Raw genomic sequence first — 22,640 nt, forward strand, 5'->3', positions numbered from 1 at the left:
ACAAGAAGGAGGATTCATATGAAAAATCAGGTTACCCCCTATTTAATGTTCGATGGACAAGCAAAGGACGCATTAGCCTTTTATGCAGAGGTATTCCAAGCAGAGATTACCGACCTGCAAACTTACGGTGAAGCTGGTTTCCCAACACCTGAAGAAGCGAATGACCTTGTTTTGCATGCCAAAATCAAAAAAGGCGATATGTTGATCATGGTATCTGATACGTTTCCAGGCAATCCCCTTCAAGTCGGGAATAATGTATCGTTGGTCCTCGAATGTGAAAGCGACTCGGAAATCCAGTATTTATATGATGCCATCTGTGAAAAAGGATTATCCTTAATGGAACTGCAAGATACCTTTTGGGGGGCCAAGTATGGTAAAGTCAAGGATCAATTTGGCGTTCACTGGGACTTGAATTACACAAAATGATATAAAAAATGGCCGGAGATACAAATTTGTATCTCCGGCCATTTTTTATATCATCAAAACACATGAAAATAATTCAAGACATTTTTTCCAATCAGTAAAATCGTGACGCAAATGAATAATAAACGTACATAGGAAGCACCTTTCTTAATTGCGAAATTCGTTCCGACCAATGCTCCTGCGACCATTGCAAGACCCATCGGAATTCCATAGGCAAAATTGACGGTCCCCATCGATAAGAAAATGATAAGTGCGGCTATATTGCTTCCAAAGTTCAATATTCTTGCATTCCCAGCTGCCTGGACAAAATCAAATCCAATGATCAAAAATGAAAATAATAAAAAGGAGCCTGTCCCTGGTCCAAGAAAACCATCATAAAAACCAATGGCAAAAATTATGGCAATCAGAAGTAACATTTTCTTCCTTGTCAGTCCTTTATACCTTGCATCTTTACCCCAATCCTTTTTTACCATCGTATAAATCGCAACAATGACCAACAGGATCAAAATGAGGGGCTTTAATATTTCAGCGGAAACGAAATGTACAACAAAAGCCCCTAATGCCGCTCCAATCACAGTAATCGGAAACAGCTTGATGACGAATTTGAAATTGACTTTGCCAGCCCGAATGAATGAAATCGTACTCGTTAAAGATCCCATTGTACCCGCAAGCTTATTAGTCGCAAGTGCCGCAGAAGGCGAAATCCCCGTGAACAATAAAGCCGGAATGGAAATTAAGCCGCCTCCGCCCACAACGGAATCGATGAATGCAGCAATAAAACCCGCAATAATTAAAAATAGCAAAGTATAGAGATTGATATCCTCCATGTATTCCCCTTCTTTCAAAAGCACTATCTAAATCATTTTTCATCCAGATAATCGACTAACCCTTCCTCTGAAGTAACCGTGAATCCATGGCGTTTAAGCAAAGCCGCGGTCACTCCATTCCCGACCCTCCTCTCCCCCTTGAATTCACCATTATAAATCGTCGCACTTCCACAGGATGGACTATATTCTTTTAAAACGACAAGCGTCGCTCCAACCTCCTGGGCTTTCAATAATGTAAGATTGGCTCCTTCTATGTACAACTCCGTTACATCCCGACCCGACTTTTCAATTACCTTCGCTTTTCCATCAAGGACATCCCCACCATCACCGCCAATTATCTCAGCAGGTTCCCTAGGTGTCGAAAAACCGCCAAGCAACTCAGGACAAACCGCTACAGCCTTTTTCTCCCTCATTAATTCCATAATTCTATCGTCCAGGCTGTGTGTACCGTTGTACCTCACCTCAAGACCCGCTAAACAAGAACTTACCAAAATCACCAAATCACCCCACCTCATGCTTTTTACACCATTTTATCATTCTTTTAGTGTCATTCATTTCGAATATTGAATATCAATTGGAATTTTGCTGTGTGGCGAATGACGACGGTCGATTTATGGATGCGTAAGGTCGATTTATTTGGGTGTAGGTCGATTTATCAACGCGTAAGGTCGAATTCTGCCAACTCAACAAAAAAAAGCACTTGCAGTGAATTCCCGGCAAGCGCTGTCTATTTAGTTAGTTGAGTTCAGTGATAGAAGTTGGTACGTAATGATGGTCTTTTCACTGGTCCATTCAATTTTTTGGATAACGGCTGTTCCGCTTGAGTCAGATTGAATCGTTTTGCGGACATCGATTGGGATATCGATAGGATATAACCGGTAACCTGCTTTCGATAGCCGAAAGATATTTTCTTCTTCCCGGGTTTCATTCCCTTTTGTAACGATCATAGTATTGAGTTCCATAGGCATGCCCATGTTGTATCTCCTCCTCTTGCCAATATACTTAGAATATACTTCATTCTATCATTATTCGGTTTTATTTTTCATCCAAGTTGTTAAATCTTCGACTACTTTTCTGTTAATAGCCGGTGGGAAGTAATGCGTGAATTGAGGAAAATACCAGCTTTCGACCTCTTTGTCATGCATTTTCAACCTTTTCTCCAACCTGTACGCATGTTCAATGGCGACATTATCATCTTTTTCACCATGAATGATCAGAACGGGTATATTCAAATCTTCAATCGCAAACAATGGCGTACGGTATTCATATTGATCAGGGCATTTTTTTGGTGTTCCGCCGATGACCCGCTTCATCATCCGACGCATATCGACACGTTCGACATATGTTAAAAACATATCCGACACACCTCCCCATGTGACGATCGAAGCTGCATTCTTGCAGTATATCCCAGTCCAAAGCGCCATGATGCCGCCACGGGAAAATCCGAGGATATGAATGTGGTCCTTGTTCACTCGGGGGTGCTGTTCAAGAAGATTGAACCCTGATATCGCGTCGAACCTATCTTCTCCCCCAAAATCCTCATCTCCCTCTCCGCCTTGATTTCCGCGGTAAAAAGGGGCAAAAACGATAAAACCTTCTACGGCATACTGCACAATCCTTGCGGGCCTAACCTTGCCGACATTTTTAATCCCGCCGCGTAAATATAAGAAGGCATCGTGAATTTCACCATCAACCGGTTCAGCCAGTAACCCCTTTACTTTCAGGCCTTGTGATATGTATGTAACTGAATAAAGATGGATTTGTGGATGCGGTGAGGGAAACCGCCGTTTTGAAATAATCGTTCCGTTCTCCAATTTCCACTCTCCTTTCTCTTTAATCTTATTGTAAAACATCCGCTTGTTTTTATCCCCTAAGAGACATTCACATTTTTTTCTTCCATTCATACGATAAGGTAGGCAAAATACCTATTTATCAAGGAGGAAGGAATTTTGAAAAAATGGTGTAAAGCAGGTGTCATATTTTTACTTCTGTGTATGCTGGTGATCCCGCTCGGAGCATGCGGCAACAAGGACCAGGAAACAACGAAGGTCAGGGTGGCCGAAGTTACCCGCTCCCTTTTCTATACACCGCAATATGTAGCGATTGAAAAGGGATTTTTTAAAGACGAGGGCCTAAGCATTGATTTGAAAACGACGGCAGGCGGCGACAAGACGATGACCACGCTTCTGTCCAATGGTGCGGACATTGCTCTCGTTGGCTCTGAAACATCGATCTATGTTCAGGCACAAGGTTCGAACGATCCCGTCATCAACTTTGCCCAATTAACACAGACGGATGGAACGTTTCTTGTTTCACGTGAAAAAATCGACAACTTCAAATGGGATATGCTGAAAAACTCTACATTCCTAGGCCAGCGAAAAGGCGGGATGCCACAAATGGCCGGCGAGTTCGTATTGAAAAAACATAACATAGACCCGAAAGAAGATTTGAATCTCATCCAGAATATTGATTTTGCGAATGTCGCAACTGCCTTCGCTTCCGGAACCGGCGATTTTGTTCAACTGTTCGAACCAACAGCCAGCGTGTTTGAAAAAGAAGGAAAAGGCTATATCGTCGCTTCTTTCGGCACCGAGTCCGGGCATCTTCCCTATACGGTTTATATGGCTAAGGAAAGCTATTTGAAAGAAGACAAAGAGACTGTCGAGAAATTCACGAAGGCATTGAAGAAAGCACAGGATTGGGTTCAGGAAAATGACGCTGCCGAAATCGCCAAAGTCATTCAGCCATATTTTGAAGATACCAATATCGAGACGATGGAAACAGTCATCAACCGCTACAAAGAACAAGGATCCTTTGCCACCGACCCCATTCTTGATGAAGAAGAATGGAACAATCTGCAAAACATCATGGATGAAGCAGGAGAGCTGCCTTCACGTATAAGCCATGATGAGCTGGTCAATACAGATTTTGCTGAAGAAGTCACTAAATAGCATAGCTAAAGGTAAGGAGGATGTCCGATGAGCTTTTTAAAAATCCAAGACATTCACCATACTTATTTTTCAAATCAGACGGCAGCGACCGCACTCGCGGACATTTCCCTCGACATTGAAAAAGGTGAATTCGTCTCTTTTCTAGGTCCCAGCGGCTGCGGAAAGACCACCCTGCTTTCCATCATCGCAGGGCTATTTCCGCCCACTGCGGGAAAGATCCTGCTCGAAAACAAACCGCTGAAGGCCAACAGTGACCTTTCAATCGGCTATATGCTGCAGCAGGATTATCTATTTCCATGGAAGACGATAGAAGAAAATGTTTTATTAGGATTGAAACTGATTAAAAAGGATGAAGGCCTTGAGAGAATAAAGACGCTGAAACTATTAAGTGACGTTGGATTGGGAGGCACCGGAAAATTATATCCGCGCGAACTCTCAGGCGGAATGAGGCAAAGGGCTGCACTGGCACGGACACTGGCGGTTGATCCAAAAATCCTTTTGCTTGACGAACCCTTCTCGGCCCTTGATTACCAAACGAAGCTGAAGCTGGAAGACCTTGTTTTTGAAACCTTGAAATCCTTCGGAAAGACAGCCGTGCTCGTCACCCATGATATCGGTGAAGCCATTGCAATGAGTGACCGCATTTATCTGTTTTCCGCGAACCCGGGTAGCGTGCACAAAACTTTCGATGTTCCCGATGAAATGCGTGAACTGACGCCTTTCCATGCACGCAACCATCCACAGTATCCGATGCTATTCCAAACGATCTGGAAGGAGCTTGAGAGCCTTGAATATTGAACAACTTCATAACCAATATAAAACCTCATTAAAAAAGGAAAACAGGCTCATTCGCTTTTATCAGATCCTGATTTTCATAGTTTTTTTCAGTAGTTGGGAACTTTTTTCCAAGATGGAATGGATTGACCCGCTCATCTTCAGCTCCCCAACTAAAGTGTGGCACCTTTTCATACAGAAATTGAGTGATGGAACGCTGCTTTCCCATTCCGGAGTGACGCTATTCGAGACCGTTCTCGGCTTCATCATAGGGACTTTTCTTGGAACGGTCCTGGCATCACTGCTCTGGTGGTCGCCAAGATTATCAAAAACACTTGACCCCTATCTCGTCATTTTAAATGCCATGCCGAAAGTGGCACTCGGCCCCATCATCATCGTAGCATTCGGCCCTGGCTTTCCTTCCATCATCTCGATGGGGGCAATCATCTCCATCATCATCACCACCATCGTCGTCTACACCGCATTTCGCGAAGTGGACCCGAACTACCTGAAGGTGCTCCAAACTTTTGGAGCCACAAGAACACAAGCTTTTCGGGAAGCCATATTACCCGCCTCATTCCCAACGATCATCTCGACATTGAAAGTGAATGTCGGCCTCTCCTGGGTCGGCGTCATCGTCGGAGAATTCCTTGTCTCGGCGAAAGGACTGGGCTACCTGATCATTTATGGCTTTCAAGTCTTCAACTTCACCCTCGTCATGCTTGCCTTGATGATCATCGCCGTCTTTGCCACCATCATGTATCAACTTGTCGAACTGCTCGAGCGAAAACTAATCAAAGACTAACCAAACTGCCGATAACCCTCGGCAGTTTTTCATTCATGTCAGGCGATTTATTCGTGAGTTTCGTGCCTTTACTCATGAATTTGCGCGGTTTACTCGTGAGTTTGCGCGGTTTACTCGTGAGTTTGCGCGGTTTACTCGTGAGTTTGGTGCTTTACTCATGAGTTTCGGCGATTTACTCGTGAATTTGCGCGGTTTACTCGTGAGTTTCGTGCTTTTACTCGTGAGTTTGCGCGGTTTACTCGAGTTTGGTGCTTTACTCATGAGTTTCGGCGATTTACTCGTGAATTTGCGTGATTTACTCGTGAATTTGGTGCTTTTACTCGTGAGTTTGCGCGGTTTACTCGTGAATTTGCGTGATTTACTCGTGAGTTTCGTGCTTTTACTCGTAAGTTTGCGCGGTTTACTCGTGAGTTTGCGCGGTTTACTCGAGTTTGGTGCTTTACTCATGAGTTTCGGCGATTTACTCGTGAGTTTCGAGCTTTACTCGTGGATTTCGGCGATTTACTCGTGAATTTGCGCGGTTTACTCGTGAGTTTCGTGCCTTTACTCGTGAATTTGCGCGGTTTACTCGTGAGTTTCGTGCTTTTACTCGTGAGTTTCGGCGATTTACTCGTGAATTTGCGCGATTTACTCGTGAGTTTCGTGCTTTTACTCGTGAATTCGAGCCTTAATTCGTGAATTTGATGTTTTTACCTATAAATTGTCAAAAACCCGTAAATTTTCCTCATCTACTCGTTTCTCAGTTATATACTGCCATCCAGCCTTGATAAGCTCAAAGGCACAATCTGATCTTTCATGATGAAACTAAACTCCTCACCCAGTACATCCGGAAATGCTTCCAAAAAGATCGGGCCGTCCGTTTCCAGGTAATCTTCCTTCTTTTCGACCTCACGCAAAGAAGCATAGTATATCGATTTAACGAATGGCTTAACTGGGTCATGCACTTTATATTGTCCCAAAAATTGCAGCTCCTCCACTACCCCCCCTGTTTCTTCATACACTTCCCGTATGGCTGTTTGTTCTATCGACTCCCCTGCTTCCCGCTTACCTCCCGGGAACTCCAGCCCCCGCTCTCTGTGTTTGGTCAATACCCACATTCCCTTATACCTGCTTAGCACAAAAACATGCCAGGACTCACCAAAAACAGGATTCTCGGAGTATTCCACCTTATATCCGTTCTTATCTAAAAAGCGTTTCATTTTTCCCCTTCTCCCCATGTAAGAAATAATGCTGATTTTTATTGGATCCATCTTTCATTATAATCCAGCAAGAATCTCCATCACATCAAAAAAACGATGGTACCTCAATATTCGAGGCCATCGTCTGTTGGTTTTGCCTGTAAAATCCCCATACTTTCTATATGCCGTCTTCCTTCTTCAGTACCTAGTGCATAAATCATCTCGTAAATTTTTTGGAGTGTGATGTCCTGTTTATCATTTTCCCGGTCAAAATGATATTGTAGGTATGGGACATGTGCCCGGTAAAAGTTTTCTTCCCCTACTGAATAATTATAATCAAATAACTCACGTAGCTTGATGACTTCATTATCAGTCGCCTCGATTTCGAAATTCCATGGAGAACTTTCCCTATCTTGTGTTATCTGCCCATTCGGAAGCCAAATGTAATACTTTTTCCTGTTTTCAGACACATTCATCCACCCTTTCCATAAATCCTACGCTTATTTTTTCACGTAATTCCCCACTTCATACAATGGAAAATATTGCTTAAAGAAGAACAAAGATGTTAAATAATAGATTAAAGTATCTTTCAAAGGGTAAAACATATAATAAGCCCAAGCATCCCTTCAGATTTTTATATGCACCCAGAGGTTTTTTTGATAACCTACATATAAAGAGATAACGGATTTCTAATAAATGTGAGGTGAGAGTTTTGAAGTTAATTGAAGAATTATACAATATGTACCGCAATAAGATGACTGGTGATGAAGAAGATATTGATATGCTTACTTTTGCCGTTCTGGAACAACTGGATCGCAAGGAAATTTTCGAATTGCTTCAAGAGATGGATGATCAGGAACTAACCAATCTAATGGGCCTTTACATTATTGAAACTTTAAAAGGGAAGTTCGCACAAAATAGCATGAACGACACGAAACCTACACATTTTCCGCCACGGAATATTCATTAATACATACTTGTCAGGTGTCCCTCTCTTGATGGATGCCTTTTTGTTGTTTTAGTTTTTTTCCTCCCAAAAAAAAACCCTACCGAAGTAGAGCTTTTCCTTAAACCTTAATGTCCTAAATACGCACGCAACATCCAAGCATGTTTGTTTAAGCTTTTCTTCATGCCTGTCAGCATATCAGCCGTAACCGGATCTTCTTGTTCCGCAACTTCGATAATTTCCAAGAACTCTTCGGAAAGCTTCTCAAAATCACTGATGACACTTTGAACCATATCTTCTGTATTTTCTTTCCCTGTCGCTTCTTCAATCGTGGTTAATTCCAAGTATTCTTTAAGGGTAGCGACCGGTTTTTCACCAATGGCCAATAGTCTTTCAGCCAGTTCGTCATAATTAGTTGTCACTTCTTTATATAGCTCTTCCAATTTTTGATGAAGTTCAAAGAAGTGCGGTCCATTCACGAACCAGTGGTAATTATGAATTTTCGTATAAAGAACACTGAAGTTTGCAATTTCCTTATTCACTAAAGTTCCTAATTTTTTCTGAGCCATAAATATCTACCTCCGTAAGTTGGTTATACCTTTATAATTCCCTCTATTCAAAAATTGAAACATTATCTATTCCGGTTCTTATGCTAAAATGAATCTAAATTGTGAACGTTAGGGGCTGTAAAGTATGATTACGGTTTTAGTTATCTCCATTATTGTGATTCTGATTGTATTGGCATTATCCGTCCTAACCATCGGAAAAGGTTACAGCTACAAGCATACAGTGGATCCCATTGACCCTTTGCCAGAGGATGAGCGGAATAAGGAAGAATCCGAAAAATAAAAAAGGTTCCTGTCAAAAAATGACGGGAACCTTTTTCATTAACCGAAAACTTTATGAAGTTCTTCTTTATCTTGTGTAAGCCAGAAATTCATTAATTTCTTAGCTCCTTCAAGATCATGCAACTTTGCTTGGCCGCATTGCTTTTCATTTGCAGCAGGAATTTCTGTAATTGTAACGGCATCCTTGAATGTATCTTCAAGAACATCGATGATTTCCGTTACTGTCGGCTCACCGCTGACAACAAGGTAATATCCTGTTTGACAGCCCATTGGCGAAATATCGATAATATCAAAATGATCGTAACGCTCAGAATGCTTACGGATATTGAATGCAAGCAAATGTTCCAGTGTATGGATCGTATCCGGCTTCATCGCTTGTTTATTCGGCTGGCAAAAACGGATATCAAATTTATTAACAACACCATCTGTTCCTACCTTATGGACACCGCAATGTCTAACATATGGGGCTTTAACAGCGTCATGATCTAATTCAAAGCTTTCAACTGAAGGCATTTAATTCACTCCTTAATTGTATGTCATCTCTATTTTACCTTGAATAACAATATATTTCATCCTTTAAAATTAATTCTCATTATATCTATCGGATTACCAATATGCTTATACCTTATTGGAAATTTAGAAAATATGCTATAATTGAGGGTAGTGAATTTACTCGAAAAGAGATGAAAGCATCGTGTTGAAAAAAGTATTAATGGGAATCATCCGTTTTTACCAAGTTGCCATTTCTCCATTAAAACCGCCTACCTGCCGTTTTTACCCAACGTGTTCCCATTATGGTTTGGAAGCGATCAACCGTTTCGGACCTATAAAAGGAAGCTGGTTAGCACTCATCCGGATTCTTAAATGTCATCCGTTTCATCCAGGAGGCATTGACCTTGTTCCTGAAAAAAAGAAAAAAGGTGAGGATTAGAAAAAACCCTTGCTTTCCTTTGCAATTTTTTGTATTATACAGAAGTCAAATCGTAATCATTTCGTTTTTACACATAAAATTCAAATCGTAATCAATACGAATTATAAAGGAGCATTTCATATGAAAAATCGAGCATTGCTCTCACTTTTCCTTGTTACTGCGCTATTTTTGTCAGCCTGCGGCAACACAAAGGGAGAATCCACTAAAAAAGAGAAGGATACCTTAGATATATATACGACGGTTTACCCATTGCAATACTTCACGGAAGCCATTGGTGGGGAGTACGTGAACGTCGAAACGGTTTATCCACCCGGAACGGATGAACACTCATTTGAACCCTCTCAAAAAGATATTGTAAAAATGGCTGAGTCAGACCTATTTTTCTACATTGGCTATAATCTTGAAGGCTTTGTAACTAAAGCTGAACCAATTTTAAGCAAAGAAGGCGTCGGCACAGTCGCGATAGGCGAAACGGTTCATCTTGATGAAGAAGAGCATGCACACGAAGATGAACATGCACATGAAGAAGACGGTCATGACCATGGGGGCGTCAATCCGCATTTATGGTTAGATCCCATCTATTCCATAGAGATGGCTAAAACCATCAAGGACCAATTAACGAAGAAAATGCCTGAACAGGAAGAATATTTCGATAGCCAATTCAACAAGCTTTCCGAAAAGATGAAGTCACTTGATGAAAAATTCGCGACAACAATCGAGTCGGGTCGTACCAATAAGATCATCGTTTCCCATTCCGCTTATGGGTATTGGGAGGAACGCTACGGTCTTGAACAGATTGGCGTCACAGGACTAACATCTTCAAACGAGCCATCTCAAAAGGAACTGGGGAAAATTGTAACCATGGCCGAAAAAGAGGACTTGAATTACGTCATCTTTGAGCAGAATATCAGTTCTAAACTAACCGAGATCATCCAAAAGGAAATGGGAGCGAAATCACTTGAGCTCCATAACCTTTCCGTTCTGACGGATAAAGATATCGAAGCTGGCGAAGATTACTTCAGTTTAATGGAAAAAAATATTAAGACACTGCAAACTGCATTGCAATAGTCAAAAAAAAAGCGGGTCCTTATGGGTCCGCTTTTTTTTCCTTTTAAACGGACTAAAAAGCCCGCTTTCATTATTCCTTTAAATGCTTCTCGCGAATCTTTTCCATTTTCGTCATCAATTCGGTTCCAATCGTTGATTCAAATTCCGGATAGATGACGGTCATCTCTTCCATCCATTCTTTCTTTTCTTCATCTGACAGTGTATAGATGTCTATATTCGATTTTTGCTGAATTTCCCGTAGCTGTTCCTGATTCAATTCAGTTGATTTGTTCCATAGCCATTTCGTTGTATCATCCATCGCCCGTTGGATTTGCTGCTGAATATCCAACGGGAGTTTGTTCCAAAATGGCTTGTTTATCATGACGACATACCCTAAATAGCCGTGATCACTGATCGTTAAATATTTTTGCACCTCATATAATTTCTTGGAATAGATATTCGAAATCGTATTTTCCTGGCTGTCCGTTTCATTGATTTCAAGGCTTTTAAACGTATCATTAAACTCCAGCTGAGATGTTGTCGCCCCAAAATGCTTAAATTGGCTTTCCAGGACTGCACTTGGCATGATTCTAAAATTCTTTCCTGCAAAATCACTTGGATGCCGTATCGGTTTACTGCTTGTAATCTGTTTATAGTTATTCGACCAAAATGCGAGTCCCTCGATATCAATGGTATTCAGCTGCTTAAGCAGCTCTTCCCCCACTTCCCCATTCAAAGCTTCCTGCAAGGCAGCGTCCGTTGGAAAGACGTAAGGGAGGTCCAATAGCATCCATTTTTTTGATATACTCGTAATTTTAGATGTAGTTGGAGCAATCATCTGCACCTTGTTTTCCTGTAATGCTTCAATTTCTTCAAGATCACTATATAATGACTGATTAGGATAAACTTCAATTTTGACACGATGATCTGTATATTCATCGACTAGTTGGGCAAACCGGTTCGCTGCTAGCCCTTTAGGTGTATTTTCGGCTACGACATGACTGAACTTAATTACGATTTGATCCTTCATCCCTACCTGCTCCTCATCCTTCGGCAAATTGAAACCGAAGCTTGTAAAGAACGGTTGAAACGATATATATACTGCTATCGACAGTCCCAAGCCAATTAATATGAAGTACCCCCATAATGCACGCATACCGACAACTCCTTACCGCTCACTTCACGTTATCACTATTCTATCACAGCTTTTTTGCTGTCGTAATACAATGCGCGAAAAATAGCGAAAAGTGATAGTAATTCTGTTACTATTAGGTATAGAAGTAATGGAGGAAAAACAATGGATAAATCCTTTCATATGCCCATTCAAGTTAAGATCACCCTGCTATCATTCGTAATCGTCGCTTTTTCGATACTTATAGGCGGGATTTTTATATTTGGAAATATCGTTTCAGTCAGGGAAGATGAAATTGGCAAACGATCGATGATCACCGCCCATACCATTGCCGAACTCCCTGAAGTACAAAAATTGGTCCGTGAGCCCGAAGGATGGACGCAGCTCAATCCGATTATTGAAAATTTAAGGAAAATCCATCAAGCGGATTATATAGTTGTACTCAACAATCAGCATATACGTTATTCCCACCCTGTGTTCAGCCAATTGGGAACCCCCTCGGGCAGCAGCGACGAAAGCGCTGCGTTCGCTGAACACGAATACCTTTCAAAGGCCGCTGGCGAACTTGGCATTTCCGTCCGCGCCTTTGTCCCGATCCTTGATAGAGATAGAGAGCAAATCGGCGTCGTTCTGGTTGGGAATATCCTGCCTACGATACCGGAATTAATCAAGGATCTGAAAGGCGAAATCGCGATTATCCTGGTCCTTACACTCCTATTCGGTGTATGCGGCTCATGGCTCATGGCCAGACGGATAAAAAAAGAGACCTTTCAACTTGAACCACATGAAATTTCACGGATGTTGGTTGAAAGGACAGCCGCTTTCAATGCCATGCATGAAGGGGTCATCGCCATAGATAATAATCAGACAATCACGATTTTCAATGAAAAGGCTAAGCAAATATTCAATATTGACGGTGCGGTCATAGGCAAGAATATCAATGATATTATACATGATACCCGTCTCCCGGAAGTGCTCGACCGGTCATCTCCCATCTTCAATCAGGAAATCTCCGTTCAAAACAGGAATATTGTAAGCAACCGGGTACCGATAAAGATTGCGGATAAAACGATCGGTGCCGTGGCCATTTTCCAGGATCGCACCGATGTGACGAAGCTAGCTGAAGAGTTGACTAGTGTCAAAGCTTTCGTTGAAGCCCTGCGCGTCCAAAACCATGAACATATGAACAAACTTCATACGATAGCTGGATTGATCCAGCTAGGTAATCTGGACGAAGCACTGCATTACATTTTTCAAATCACGGAAGAGCAAGAGGAATTGACCAGGTTCTTAACGAAGCACATTCACGATGATAATTTAGTGGGGCTTATATTAAGCAAGATTTCCTTGGGACGGGAACTCGGAATCGAACTAATCATGGACAAGCACACGAAATTGGACCACTTCCCAGCTGATATGGATCATCACGATTTTGTTTTAATAATCGGAAACCTGATCGAAAATTCATTCGCTGCACTAAAGCATTTTTCTGAGGAAACGAAACAGGTTTATCTATCCATCTACCAGGATGAACGTAATTGTCAAATCGTGCTTGAGGATAATGGACCCGGTATTCCCGAGGACATTCATAAAGATATATTCGAATATGGTTTTACAACAAAAGGTGCGGAAGGATCAGGAATTGGTCTTTACCTAATAGACCAAATTGTAAAAAAAGCGAACGGCGAAATGAAATTCACGACAAGCCCTAATGAAGGAACAAGCTTTTTTCTTTCTTTTCCCATGCACGATATAGAGGAGAACCAAAATGACTAATGAAATTCGTGTACTTTTAATTGAAGACGACCCAATGGTCCAAGAGGTCAACAAACAGTTCATCGAGCGCCTGTCTGCCTTTAAAGTAGTTGATACAGCTTCCAATGGGCTTGATGGTCTAAAAAAAATCAGGGAGTCTAAACCCGACCTTGTGATTTTGGACATCTTCATGCCATCTTTAAACGGGGTAGATACACTTTATCAAATAAGAAAAGAACAAATTGATGTGGATGTCATCATCATTTCAGCGGCAAATGATCAGAAAACGATCCGAAAAATGGTACAGAACGGGGCTTTTGACTATTTAATCAAGCCATTCAAATTCGAAAGGCTAAAACATACGCTTGAACAATATTTTGCTTTTCGGATGGAGGTTGAACCTGACCATCAAATCTCTCAAAATCAGCTTGACCGAATTCTCTTTCAAAACAAAACACCTTCTGAATCGAGTCCGAAATATGATGTTCCGAAAGGATTGAATGGCGCGACTCTTGAGCAAGTGACGAAATTCATAAAGACCCAGCCTGGATCTTTATCTGCGGAAGAAGTGGCTGATGGGATTGGAATAGCCAGAGTTACTGCAAGGCGCTATCTTGAATACTTGCATGGCGAAGAAGTCCTTCAGCTTGACGTTCAGTACGGCAGCATTGGCCGTCCAGTCAATAGGTACCGGCTTCAAAAACCTTAAAACGCATGGGGACCGGCTAGAACCGAAACGGTTCCCTTTTACCTTTTATTCATTTTACGCACCCGTCTTTCGATCATATAGGCCCCACTTTCTCTTCAAAAGAAACAGTTCACACTCCGCCAATGCCGTCACTTCTTTTATGACATAGTCCGGCATGCCTCTTCTTAGTAGAATTTCCGCAATAAGGTACGGTCTTTTCATATGCTCTCCCCTCCCTCTCCCTTGTTTGCATACTTTTTATTTCATTATACAAAATAATCCAGTAAAGAAAAAATAGACAAAGCCCCATTTTACGAAAAAAAATATGACTGATCGGGCCATTTAAATGATTTTTCTTCTTTAAAACTCATTTTTAATAGGGAATACTGGAGATAAAATATATTTGTAGTCTGCTGACAAATAAAAAAGAGTTCCAGTCTTTTTCAGAAATCCGTTCCCTTTCCGCTCTGCCAAGCATCTGGCGGGGTCTTGGCTAGCCAGTTATTCGGCAGGAGTATCCGAGTTAACTTTTAACACCATGATTCTGGGTGAGAGCTCCTTTTATCGACAAACTGATATTTGTTAGTATCCTATTAAAATCATTTTCCAAAAGGGTGGGGTTTTTGTCCGAGAAGTACTAAATGGATGAGTTCCATATACCTTGATATCGAATGGATGAAGCATGAAGCACATTAGCTTTATAGCGAGATAGAGGATTATTATAAAATGTAGTTGGATTTGCAATATTGGTTCAAAAGAGGTGGGGCATTCACCTCCTTTGATGTTTTCACCTGTACAGTTTACTATATGTAGTCAAATCCTTTAGCCGCTTTTCATTAATGGCAAAACCGATCCCAGCTTTATCGGGGACTTGGATCATGCCATTTTTGACAATGACTTCCGGATCAATTATGTCCCCTTCCCAATAGCGGGATGAGGATGATATATCCCCGGGAATCGTGAACCCTTTTAATGTGGCAAGTGCGATATTATGTGCACGTGAAATGCCAAATTCAATCATGCCCCCGCACCAAACGGGCACTTCATTTTCCAGGCATAGATCATGTATTTTGACAGCTTCCGTCCAGCCGCCGACTTTTGCCATCTTAATGTTGATCACCCCACAGCTTACAAGCGACAGAGCACTTTTGGCATCATGAAAGGAATTTATGCTTTCATCAAGGCAAATGGGTGTCTGCAGCTGTTTCTGTAAAATGGCATGTTCAACAATGTCGTCATGTCCTAGCGGCTGCTCAATCATCATCAGATTAAACACATCAAGCTTCTGAAGGTGTGGGATGTCATCAAGAGTGTACGCTGAATTGGCATCTGCCATTAGCGGGATATCGTGATAGGCCCGACGGATTTCCGAAATTAACTCCAGATCATTTTGAGGATTGATTTTTATCTTATATCGCTGATAACCAGATCCGGAAAAATCCTCAATCTGGCGCAACGCGTCTTCAATATCATTGGAAGCAACGACAACACCAGCGGGCACTTCACTTCGTTCGCCGCCAAACAGCCGTCCGAGATAGACTTCTTTCTGCTTCGCATATAGATCAAGGATTGCCTGCTCTAAAGCTGACTTGGCCATCGCATTCCGTCTGATTCCGCTCCATAAGTTCGGCAGCTCATCAGGATGCTTGATCTGACTTGCCAATGTCAGCGGTATTAAGAAGTCATCCAACATATGAAAGCATGTTTTGATCGTTTCCTCGGTATACCAAGGACTTGCAAATGGCACCGCTTCCCCGTATCCAATCAATCCATCTTCATCCATGGCTTCGACAATTATCACTTCCCGGTCGCTTACCGTTTCGAGATGCGTCTTAAATGGCCGCTTTAATGGGGCCTTAATGAGCTTTAGTGAAATGGAGGATAACATCATTGCCATTCCCCCATTCCCTTCTTCAGTTCCCTTCTCAGAAGCTTGCTCGCGCCATTACGCGGAAGCTCCTGGCAAAAAATCACGTTCCGGGGAATTTTATAGGCCGCCAAGGATTCCCTGCAATACTCCAGCAGTTCGCTCTCACTAAGCTCTGCACCTTGGTTTAAGACGACAAAAGCGAGTGGAACCTGTCCCCATTTTTCATCGTCGGTCCCCGTCACTCCCGCTTCGAATACATCTGGATGCTTACTAAGGACATTTTCAATCTCGGCCGGATAGACATTTTCACCGCCGGATATGATTAAATCCGAGCGTCGGTCAAGCACATACAAAAAGCCTTCCTCATCGAGATAACCAAGGTCCCCAGTATAAAGCCAGCCATCGGTAATGGCCTGCTGTGTAGCATCCATCCGATTGAAATAGCCTTTTGTCACATTCGGACCTGAAACCACGATTTCACCCGCTTCCCCCGGTTCACACATATTGCCGTCTTTCTCTATACGTAATTGCGAAGGGAATAAAGGTTTTCCCGCTGATCCGATTTTTGTCATGCTATACTCCGGTGCCAGTGTCACAATCTGTGAAGACGTTTCGGTCATCCCATAAGACTGATAGACGGGAATCCCTTTCTCCTTACATGATTCAAGTAAATGAACGGGTGCAGGGCCGCCGCCCAACAGGAAACAGCGAAAGGTTTCCGGATAGCTAGTTCCCTTCAAATCCTGCACCATCCTATTCAGCATCGCCGTCACGACCGAAATGATCGTCACGCCATTTTCCTGAATGCTCCGGTTTGCTTCCCGTTCATCGAACCGTTCCACCAAAACGACCTTCATGCCATAAATCACATTTTTCATCAGGATGGATAAGCCGCTAATATGAAAGATCGGAACCGCGCAATACCAAGAATCCTCCTCATGCAATCCAAGGTTCAGAACCGACCCGACGGCACTCCACCAATGATTGCCGAAGGTTTGGATCACACCTTTTGGATTTCCTGTCGTACCTGATGTATACATGATCGTAGCGGTATCCTCAAGGTAAAACTCTTGAAGTATCTCTGCCTTGCCTTCATCCGGCAATAGTTCCATTAAGTGAAGGTTTAAATCCGGGAGAATACCGCCAATATCCGAGAGTTTGTCGGTAAAGGTACCTTCCGAAACCAGATAAACGGCCTCACTATCTTCAAGCTGCCAGGACAACTCTTTTGCCGTTAACTTATTATTCAGCATCACAATTTTCACACCAAGATAAAATAGTGCGTGGATAGCGACAACACCATCAATATGATTACGGAGTAAAACCGCGCATGAATCGCCAGCCCTCAGACCAATGTTAGAAAGCTTGCCAGCCATCTTCTCCGATAATGTATGCAGTTCAAGAAAGCTATAGGTATGACCTTCAAACTCAATTGCCGGACGATCTGGTGAAAGATGCGCCCGATTTTTCAGCCAGTTCGGCAACTTTTCTTCTGCCATGTTTACTTAGCCTCCTCCATTTGGATATAGAAAACAGCCCGGCGAATATCCGCCAAGCTGTCAGTCTCATTGATTCACGCGTTTCATTAAGGGAAACGAGGGAATTGTCCAAAGTCCGGATTGCGTTTTTCTTTGAATGCATCGCGGCCTTCTTTTGCTTCTTCTGTTGTATAGTATAAAAGTGTAGCGTCACCAGCCAATTGTTGAAGACCTGCAAGGCCATCAGTATCAGCGTTCATTGCCGCTTTCAAGAAACGAAGTGCCGTTGGGCTCTTCTCAAGCATTTCTTCACACCATTTAACCGTTTCCGCTTCTAATTGGTCTAAAGGTACGACGGTGTTGACCAATCCCATATCCAATGCTTCCTGGGCATTGTATTGACGGCATAGGTACCAGATTTCACGTGCCTTTTTATGACCGACGATACGTGCCAGGTAGCCAGAACCATAACCAGCATCAAAGCTTCCAACATTCGGTCCAGTTTGTCCGAAGACTGCATTGTCAGCAGCAATCGTTAAGTCACAAACCACATTCAAGACATTACCTCCACCAATTGCATAACCTGCGACCATGGCTACGACTGGTTTTGGAATGACGCGAATCAAGCGTTGTAAATCAAGAACGTTTAGACGTGGAATGTTATCTTCACCTACATATCCGCCATTCCCACGTACACTTTGGTCTCCGCCTGAACAGAATGCTTTGCCACCTACACCCGTTAAAATAATGACACCGATGCTGGAATCATCACGCGCCCTTGCGAATGCATCAATCATTTCCGCAGTCGTTTTTGGTGTGAATGCATTATGTACATGCGGTCGGTTGATGGACACTTTTGCAATCCCGTTATATTTTTCATATAAAATTTCATCATACTCACGTATTGTTTCCCATTGTATCGTCATCTTAATTCCTCCTTCGATTTCTCTTTAAAAACTCACTTATTATTTTACCAAACTTTTCTCCATCTTCCACATGAATTGCATGTCCCGCACCATTTATTATTTTCCATTCAGCCCGCTTCAGCTTTTTTTTCATCGAGGCAGCAATTTCACAAAACTTAGGATCGAGTTCACCGGTTACAAGGAGCACAGGAAAATCAAGGGTTTTCAGTTCTCCCCAGTAAGAAGCTTGACTGCCGGTCCCCATACCTAGAAGGCTATTGTAAAGGCCGGCAGGGACATTTGCCATCCGCTGTTCCCGGATGGCCAACCTGGTTTTGGCCGGCAGCCGTTTTTGACTTTCAAACAGCGGGATGTTTTCCCATTGATCCACAAAAGCTTCCATGCCATTTTCAAGAATCCTTTCGGCAAGCTTTCTATCATTTCGCCTTCGGATTTCCCGATCCTCTTCTGTTAAAAGGCCTGGTGAAGCGCTTTCCAATATCAATGTATCAACATATCCAGGATATAAACAGGCAAATCCCAATCCAAGCCTTCCGCCCATCGAGTACCCAAGGATATGGGCTTTCGGGAAATGTAACGCATCCAAAATATCCTTAATATCTTCAGCAACTCGCTCCATCTCATACCTTCGATGATCAGCTGGTGATGCAGACATGCCATGGCCTATGATGTCGACCATGATCATGGTATACCGCTCACGCAAAAGCGGAATGAGGAATTTCCATGTATCCCGATTTCCCGTAAATCCGTGCAAAAGAACAAGAGGATCTCCATTTCCCGTTATTTCAACAGCATAATTGACATCCTTGATGACATAATTCATGATATTTCCCTGTCTAACACCATTTTTATTTCCTGGGAAACAAAACTCCACAAATTTCGATGCTTTTGTAAATTGGACTCTCTTTCTGTCGGTACTTCAATGATTTTCAGACCTTGTATTTCAAATGACTCTGTAAATACATTCTTTAACTCATCCCAATTTTGCACCTTGCTGTATTTACCGCCGTAAAGCTGGGCAGCATGGGAAAAATCGAGACCGTGAGGCGTCCCGAATAGCGTTTCGAAATGTTCTCTCTCATTCGCCTGTGGCAAGAAAGAGAAAATGCCGCCCCCATCATTATTGATCAACAATATCGTGATGTTTTGTTTTTGAAGTTTAGCCGCAAGCAAGCCATTCATATCATGGAAAAAACTTAAATCCCCGATTGCCAGTACAGTATTTTTCGATACCGTACTTACGCCAAGCGCAGTGGAAACGACACCATCGATGCCATTCGCCCCTCGGTTTGCAAAGGTTTTGATTCCCTTTCCATTATTCAAAAAGAATGTATCCAAATCACGTATGGGCATACTATTCCCGACAAACAAGGTGGATCCCGATGGCATCATATCAGCAAGCAGGGAGAACAGCTTGCCTTCACTTAACTCCCCTTCATCCTTGATGGAGGCTAAGGCATTCTTCGTCGCTCCGTTGACGGTTTGCCATAAACCAAGCCATTCATCATCATTGGCATCAGTAATATTTTCAGCAACACGCTTGCAGAAATCCTTCTCTTCGCTGTAAATCATGTTAGTTGCCAATCCTGCTGGCTCACGCCAACCTGCACCGCCATCGACGACCAAAGTGGTTGCCTGTTTTTGTTTTTTCATGAATAACAATAAGGGTTTAGAAACAGGCATTGTCCCGAAACGCAATATCACTTCCGGCTTGAAAGCCGCCTTTACCGCTTCATCGCGCAGAAACGTATCGTACGCATCAATTATGACGTCTTTGCCGTGACTCCCGCTCCTTAACTGGGAGAGAGGGTCAGCCAGTACCGGAAAAGCAAGTTTATCCGCTAATGCGACGATGGCTTCCTTCATCTCTGGATGCGGTAATTCGCCACATACAATCAACCCTTGCTTAGCTTGTGACAAAGTAGTTGCAATAGCTTCTATTTGTGATGCGGACAGTGACCGCTCTCCACTGTCAATCAACACTGCAGGCGTCATTTTAGTTTGCCGATACTCCTTTGCTTGCTCCAGATCCGGAATCAATGGTTCACGAAGCGGGAAATTCAAATGTACAGGCCCTGCAGGTTCACTTGCCGCTGTAGCCACTGCCCTTGCACCAACCGTTCTTGCATACCTCATCATCTCATCCGTGCTTTCAGGAAGTGCCATTTCGACAAACCATTTTACTTGTCTACCATAAAGATGAATCTGATCGATTGCCTGTGGGGCGCCGACATCACGCAATTCATGCGGACGATCAGCGGTAAGTACAATAAGCGGCACCCTTGAATAGAATGCCTCAATGACGGCTGGGTAAAAGTTTGCAGCGGCTGTACCGGACGTACAAAGAAGTCCGACAGGTTCCTTTAAGGCCTTAGCCAAACCAAGGGCAAAAAAAGCAGCCGAACGCTCATCCACATTAATATGAACTTCGATATCAGGGTGTTCCACTAGCAACAAAGCTAGGGGTGTGGATCGTGAACCCGGGCTCACCACCACATGCTTCATCTCATTTTGTGCCAGCTCATCGACAAATGAAGCAGCATATGCTGTCAATGCATCTCGGTCATTCATTAAGATTTCCTCCTAAAGCACTTAACATCGGATTGAATTTAATCCCCGTTTCCCGGAATTCACTTTCGGGAGTCGAATCCTCCACTACGCCGCATCCAGCAAAAAGCGATGCCTCATTGTTCTGTATAAGCGCAGAACGTATCCCTACAGCGAATTCCCCATTTCCATACGTATCCACCCAGCCTAAAGGACCTGCATAAAAGCCGCGTTCAAGGCCTTCCATTTCCCGGATTCGCACAACGGCCTTTTCTTTTGGAAGTCCGCCCATAGCCGGTGTAGGATGTAGTTTCTCGACGAATTCAAAAATCGTGACACCTTCCTTGGATATTCCGCGGACCGGTGTATACAAATGCTGGATATGACGATTTTTCATAAGTTTCGGTTCGGCTGGAACAATTACCTTTTCGCATACAGAATCAAAGGCATTTGATATCATCGACACGACATATTGGTGCTCTTGTAAATTCTTTTGGTCCTGTAGCAATTCATCACCAAGACAAACATCTTCTTGCTCATCTTTCCCTCGCCCCATCGATCCAGCAAGACAGGTAGAAAATACTTCATTTCCCTGTTTCTTAATTAAACGTTCAGGAGTGGCACCGACAAAACAGTCACCACCTGCTTCCAAACTGAAAATATAGCTTAATGGCTGCTCAGCAATCAATTGTTCAAGCACTTTCCCTGAATCGATGGAACGCTCAAAAACCAGTCGAAGCTCCCTCGCCAAAACGATTTTGTCGAGATCTGTCGTCTTGATTTCCTGAACAGCCTCAGCGACCGTCCGTTTCCATTCGTCAGGTTTGACTTCCCTCTGCTTAACCAGGGAATTGTGACCCAATCCAGTGTCATCCAAGCTTTCGAAAAGAAAAGCTTCCCGTTCATTTATCATATCTATGAAGAGTTTTTCTGAATCATCAGGCGAACAAAGTAAGTTTGTCGTTAAGTAAGCTTGTTTCCCCACTATTGATAGCATGAAGGCAGGTATATAAAACAGGTTGTCCCCGAATTGATTCCAAAGGAGCGTACTGTTGGTTTCATAATCAAAAGAAAAGCCCCCAAACAGTAAAGGACCGGTCGCTTCTACATCAGTCAATCCTGTTCTGACAGCAGTATTCTGCAGTTTGATCCAGCTCTTTTCGACTTCTCTATAACGTTCGGCATTCGATGCCGCTTTGAGTTTCTTAACATTGCCTAAGCCGGTGATGGTTATTTCCTTTGCAGGGTCCTCCCAGAAAAAGCGTTCACCCGCGTACCGTTCTCTTCCAGCTTGATAAAATGAAAGGGGGTTCGTGCAATTAACTTTCTTAATATGACTGAATAGAACTTGATCATTCAAGTCCTTCGCCTTTTGTATAGCTGAAGCCAGTCCCTGAAACTGCCCAGTTTCTTCTGAGATAGCCAAAAAAATCCCCCCAAATGTACATTTTAAAAGCTTTTTAACCTATTTAAAGATACACCTCCATTCAACCTCATGTCAATAAAACGCCCCT

At 42.8% G+C, this 22,640-nt stretch carries 29 protein-coding genes; 13 read left to right on the forward strand and 16 right to left on the reverse strand.

Features of this window, described 5'->3' with window-relative positions:
- Positions 1 to 18: 18 nt before the first annotated feature.
- Positions 19 to 426 carry a VOC family protein gene (locus QUF78_RS24265; RefSeq protein WP_289326714.1) on the forward strand — a complete coding sequence of 136 codons (408 nt, stop codon included), beginning with the start codon at positions 19 to 21 and terminating at the stop codon, positions 424 to 426.
- A 53-nt stretch (positions 427 to 479) separates the two neighbouring features.
- Here the strand turns inward: QUF78_RS24265 and QUF78_RS24270 are convergent, their stop codons facing one another.
- The 4 genes from QUF78_RS24270 to QUF78_RS24285 form a co-directional block, all read right to left on the reverse strand.
- Positions 480 to 1,250: a TSUP family transporter gene (locus QUF78_RS24270; RefSeq protein WP_289314657.1), complete on the reverse strand. Its 771-nt coding sequence runs from the start codon at positions 1,248 to 1,250 to the stop codon at positions 480 to 482.
- A 32-nt stretch (positions 1,251 to 1,282) separates the two neighbouring features.
- Positions 1,283 to 1,747 (reverse strand): 2-thiouracil desulfurase family protein, encoded by a 465-nt coding sequence (locus QUF78_RS24275; protein WP_289326715.1) that lies wholly within the window; start codon positions 1,745 to 1,747, stop codon positions 1,283 to 1,285.
- Positions 1,748 to 1,981: 234 nt separating this feature from the next.
- Positions 1,982 to 2,224 (reverse strand): DUF2584 domain-containing protein, encoded by a 243-nt coding sequence (locus QUF78_RS24280; protein ID WP_101225571.1) that lies wholly within the window; start codon positions 2,222 to 2,224, stop codon positions 1,982 to 1,984.
- Between the two features lie 51 nt (positions 2,225 to 2,275).
- Positions 2,276 to 3,103, reverse strand: coding sequence for an alpha/beta hydrolase family protein (locus QUF78_RS24285; RefSeq protein WP_289318281.1), 828 nt, complete (start codon positions 3,101 to 3,103; stop codon positions 2,276 to 2,278).
- A gap of 141 nt (positions 3,104 to 3,244) precedes the next feature.
- Here QUF78_RS24285 and QUF78_RS24290 point away from each other — a divergent pair, with 141 nt between their 5' ends.
- The 6 genes from QUF78_RS24290 to QUF78_RS24315 are packed head-to-tail and all read left to right on the forward strand — an operon-like array spanning position 3,245 to position 6,458.
- Positions 3,245 to 4,201, forward strand: a complete 957-nt coding sequence (locus QUF78_RS24290) for an ABC transporter substrate-binding protein (protein ID WP_289327398.1) — start codon at positions 3,245 to 3,247, stop codon at positions 4,199 to 4,201.
- A gap of 27 nt (positions 4,202 to 4,228) precedes the next feature.
- Positions 4,229 to 4,999: an ABC transporter ATP-binding protein gene (locus QUF78_RS24295; RefSeq protein WP_289326716.1), complete on the forward strand. Its 771-nt coding sequence runs from the start codon at positions 4,229 to 4,231 to the stop codon at positions 4,997 to 4,999.
- Positions 4,989 to 5,780: an ABC transporter permease gene (locus tag QUF78_RS24300; RefSeq protein ID WP_289326717.1), complete on the forward strand. Its 792-nt coding sequence runs from the start codon at positions 4,989 to 4,991 to the stop codon at positions 5,778 to 5,780. The genes QUF78_RS24295 and QUF78_RS24300 overlap by 11 nt, the downstream gene beginning before the upstream one ends.
- A 35-nt stretch (positions 5,781 to 5,815) precedes the next feature.
- On the forward strand, positions 5,816 to 5,941 hold the full coding sequence (locus tag QUF78_RS24305) for a hypothetical protein (protein ID WP_289326718.1): 126 nt from the start codon (positions 5,816 to 5,818) through the stop codon (positions 5,939 to 5,941).
- Entirely contained in the window at positions 5,938 to 6,291 is a 354-nt protein-coding gene (locus QUF78_RS24310; RefSeq protein WP_289326719.1) for a hypothetical protein, read from the forward strand. The genes QUF78_RS24305 and QUF78_RS24310 overlap by 4 nt, the downstream gene beginning before the upstream one ends.
- Positions 6,267 to 6,458 (forward strand): hypothetical protein, encoded by a 192-nt coding sequence (locus QUF78_RS24315; RefSeq protein WP_289326720.1) that lies wholly within the window; start codon positions 6,267 to 6,269, stop codon positions 6,456 to 6,458. The genes QUF78_RS24310 and QUF78_RS24315 overlap by 25 nt, the downstream gene beginning before the upstream one ends.
- A 65-nt stretch (positions 6,459 to 6,523) precedes the next feature.
- Here the strand turns inward: QUF78_RS24315 and ytkD are convergent, their stop codons facing one another.
- Positions 6,524 to 6,979, reverse strand: a complete 456-nt coding sequence (gene ytkD, locus QUF78_RS24320; RefSeq protein ID WP_289326721.1) for an RNA deprotection pyrophosphohydrolase — start codon at positions 6,977 to 6,979, stop codon at positions 6,524 to 6,526.
- Positions 6,980 to 7,083: 104 nt separating this feature from the next.
- Positions 7,084 to 7,434, reverse strand: a complete 351-nt coding sequence (locus QUF78_RS24325; protein ID WP_289326722.1) for a hydrolase — start codon at positions 7,432 to 7,434, stop codon at positions 7,084 to 7,086.
- A 227-nt stretch (positions 7,435 to 7,661) separates the two neighbouring features.
- On the opposite strand from QUF78_RS24325, the gene QUF78_RS24330 reads away from it, so the two are divergent.
- Complete coding sequence (locus QUF78_RS24330; RefSeq protein WP_370016622.1) at positions 7,662 to 7,928, forward strand: DUF6154 family protein; 267 nt, start codon at positions 7,662 to 7,664, stop codon at positions 7,926 to 7,928.
- A 104-nt stretch (positions 7,929 to 8,032) separates the two neighbouring features.
- Here the strand turns inward: QUF78_RS24330 and QUF78_RS24335 are convergent, their stop codons facing one another.
- The gene (locus QUF78_RS24335; RefSeq protein ID WP_289326723.1) at positions 8,033 to 8,473 is read right to left on the reverse strand and encodes a Dps family protein; all 441 of its coding nucleotides are present in this window, start codon (positions 8,471 to 8,473) and stop codon (positions 8,033 to 8,035) included.
- A gap of 124 nt (positions 8,474 to 8,597) precedes the next feature.
- On the opposite strand from QUF78_RS24335, the gene ytzI reads away from it, so the two are divergent.
- Positions 8,598 to 8,753, forward strand: a complete 156-nt coding sequence (ytzI, locus tag QUF78_RS24340; RefSeq protein WP_289326724.1) for a YtzI protein — start codon at positions 8,598 to 8,600, stop codon at positions 8,751 to 8,753.
- Between the two features lie 38 nt (positions 8,754 to 8,791).
- Here the strand turns inward: ytzI and QUF78_RS24345 are convergent, their stop codons facing one another.
- On the reverse strand, positions 8,792 to 9,265 hold the full coding sequence (locus QUF78_RS24345) for an S-ribosylhomocysteine lyase (protein WP_289314647.1): 474 nt from the start codon (positions 9,263 to 9,265) through the stop codon (positions 8,792 to 8,794).
- 199 nt (positions 9,266 to 9,464) lie between these two features.
- Between QUF78_RS24345 and yidD the strand changes: the two genes are divergently transcribed.
- Both yidD and QUF78_RS24355 read left to right on the forward strand, forming a co-directional pair.
- On the forward strand, positions 9,465 to 9,683 hold the full coding sequence (yidD, locus tag QUF78_RS24350; protein WP_370017110.1) for a membrane protein insertion efficiency factor YidD: 219 nt from the start codon (positions 9,465 to 9,467) through the stop codon (positions 9,681 to 9,683).
- A gap of 120 nt (positions 9,684 to 9,803) precedes the next feature.
- Positions 9,804 to 10,751, forward strand: a complete 948-nt coding sequence (locus tag QUF78_RS24355; RefSeq protein ID WP_289326726.1) for a metal ABC transporter solute-binding protein, Zn/Mn family — start codon at positions 9,804 to 9,806, stop codon at positions 10,749 to 10,751.
- 70 nt (positions 10,752 to 10,821) lie between these two features.
- On the opposite strand, the gene QUF78_RS24360 is transcribed toward QUF78_RS24355, so the two are convergent.
- Entirely contained in the window at positions 10,822 to 11,886 is a 1,065-nt protein-coding gene (locus tag QUF78_RS24360) for a DctP family TRAP transporter solute-binding subunit (RefSeq protein WP_289326727.1), read from the reverse strand.
- Between the two features lie 141 nt (positions 11,887 to 12,027).
- Here QUF78_RS24360 and QUF78_RS24365 point away from each other — a divergent pair, with 141 nt between their 5' ends.
- A complete protein-coding gene (locus tag QUF78_RS24365) occupies positions 12,028 to 13,638 on the forward strand; it encodes an ATP-binding protein (RefSeq protein ID WP_289326728.1) in 1,611 nt (536 codons plus the stop codon).
- The gene (locus QUF78_RS24370; RefSeq protein WP_289326729.1) at positions 13,631 to 14,326 is read left to right on the forward strand and encodes a response regulator; all 696 of its coding nucleotides are present in this window, start codon (positions 13,631 to 13,633) and stop codon (positions 14,324 to 14,326) included. Before QUF78_RS24365 ends, QUF78_RS24370 begins: the two co-directional genes overlap by 8 nt.
- A gap of 54 nt (positions 14,327 to 14,380) precedes the next feature.
- Here the strand turns inward: QUF78_RS24370 and QUF78_RS24375 are convergent, their stop codons facing one another.
- From QUF78_RS24375 to QUF78_RS24405, 7 genes are all read right to left on the reverse strand, one after another.
- On the reverse strand, positions 14,381 to 14,527 hold the full coding sequence (locus tag QUF78_RS24375; protein WP_289314641.1) for a hypothetical protein: 147 nt from the start codon (positions 14,525 to 14,527) through the stop codon (positions 14,381 to 14,383).
- Positions 14,528 to 15,092: 565 nt separating this feature from the next.
- On the reverse strand, positions 15,093 to 16,196 hold the full coding sequence (gene menC, locus QUF78_RS24380) for an o-succinylbenzoate synthase (RefSeq protein WP_289327399.1): 1,104 nt from the start codon (positions 16,194 to 16,196) through the stop codon (positions 15,093 to 15,095).
- Complete coding sequence (locus tag QUF78_RS24385; protein ID WP_289326730.1) at positions 16,193 to 17,674, reverse strand: o-succinylbenzoate--CoA ligase; 1,482 nt, start codon at positions 17,672 to 17,674, stop codon at positions 16,193 to 16,195. The genes menC and QUF78_RS24385 overlap by 4 nt, the downstream gene beginning before the upstream one ends.
- Positions 17,675 to 17,760: 86 nt before the next feature.
- Positions 17,761 to 18,579: a 1,4-dihydroxy-2-naphthoyl-CoA synthase gene (gene menB / locus QUF78_RS24390; RefSeq protein WP_289314639.1), complete on the reverse strand. Its 819-nt coding sequence runs from the start codon at positions 18,577 to 18,579 to the stop codon at positions 17,761 to 17,763.
- Between the two features lies 1 nt (position 18,580).
- Positions 18,581 to 19,402, reverse strand: coding sequence for a 2-succinyl-6-hydroxy-2,4-cyclohexadiene-1-carboxylate synthase (gene menH, locus QUF78_RS24395; protein WP_289326731.1), 822 nt, complete (start codon positions 19,400 to 19,402; stop codon positions 18,581 to 18,583).
- Complete coding sequence (menD, locus tag QUF78_RS24400; RefSeq protein ID WP_289326732.1) at positions 19,399 to 21,150, reverse strand: 2-succinyl-5-enolpyruvyl-6-hydroxy-3-cyclohexene-1-carboxylic-acid synthase; 1,752 nt, start codon at positions 21,148 to 21,150, stop codon at positions 19,399 to 19,401. Before menD ends, menH begins: the two co-directional genes overlap by 4 nt.
- Positions 21,143 to 22,552, reverse strand: coding sequence for an isochorismate synthase (locus QUF78_RS24405; RefSeq protein WP_289326733.1), 1,410 nt, complete (start codon positions 22,550 to 22,552; stop codon positions 21,143 to 21,145). The genes menD and QUF78_RS24405 overlap by 8 nt, the downstream gene beginning before the upstream one ends.
- Between the last annotated feature and the right edge of the window lie 88 nt (positions 22,553 to 22,640).

It is taken from the genome of Peribacillus sp. ACCC06369, assembly GCF_030348945.1.
Lineage (GTDB): Bacteria > Bacillota > Bacilli > Bacillales > DSM-1321 > Peribacillus.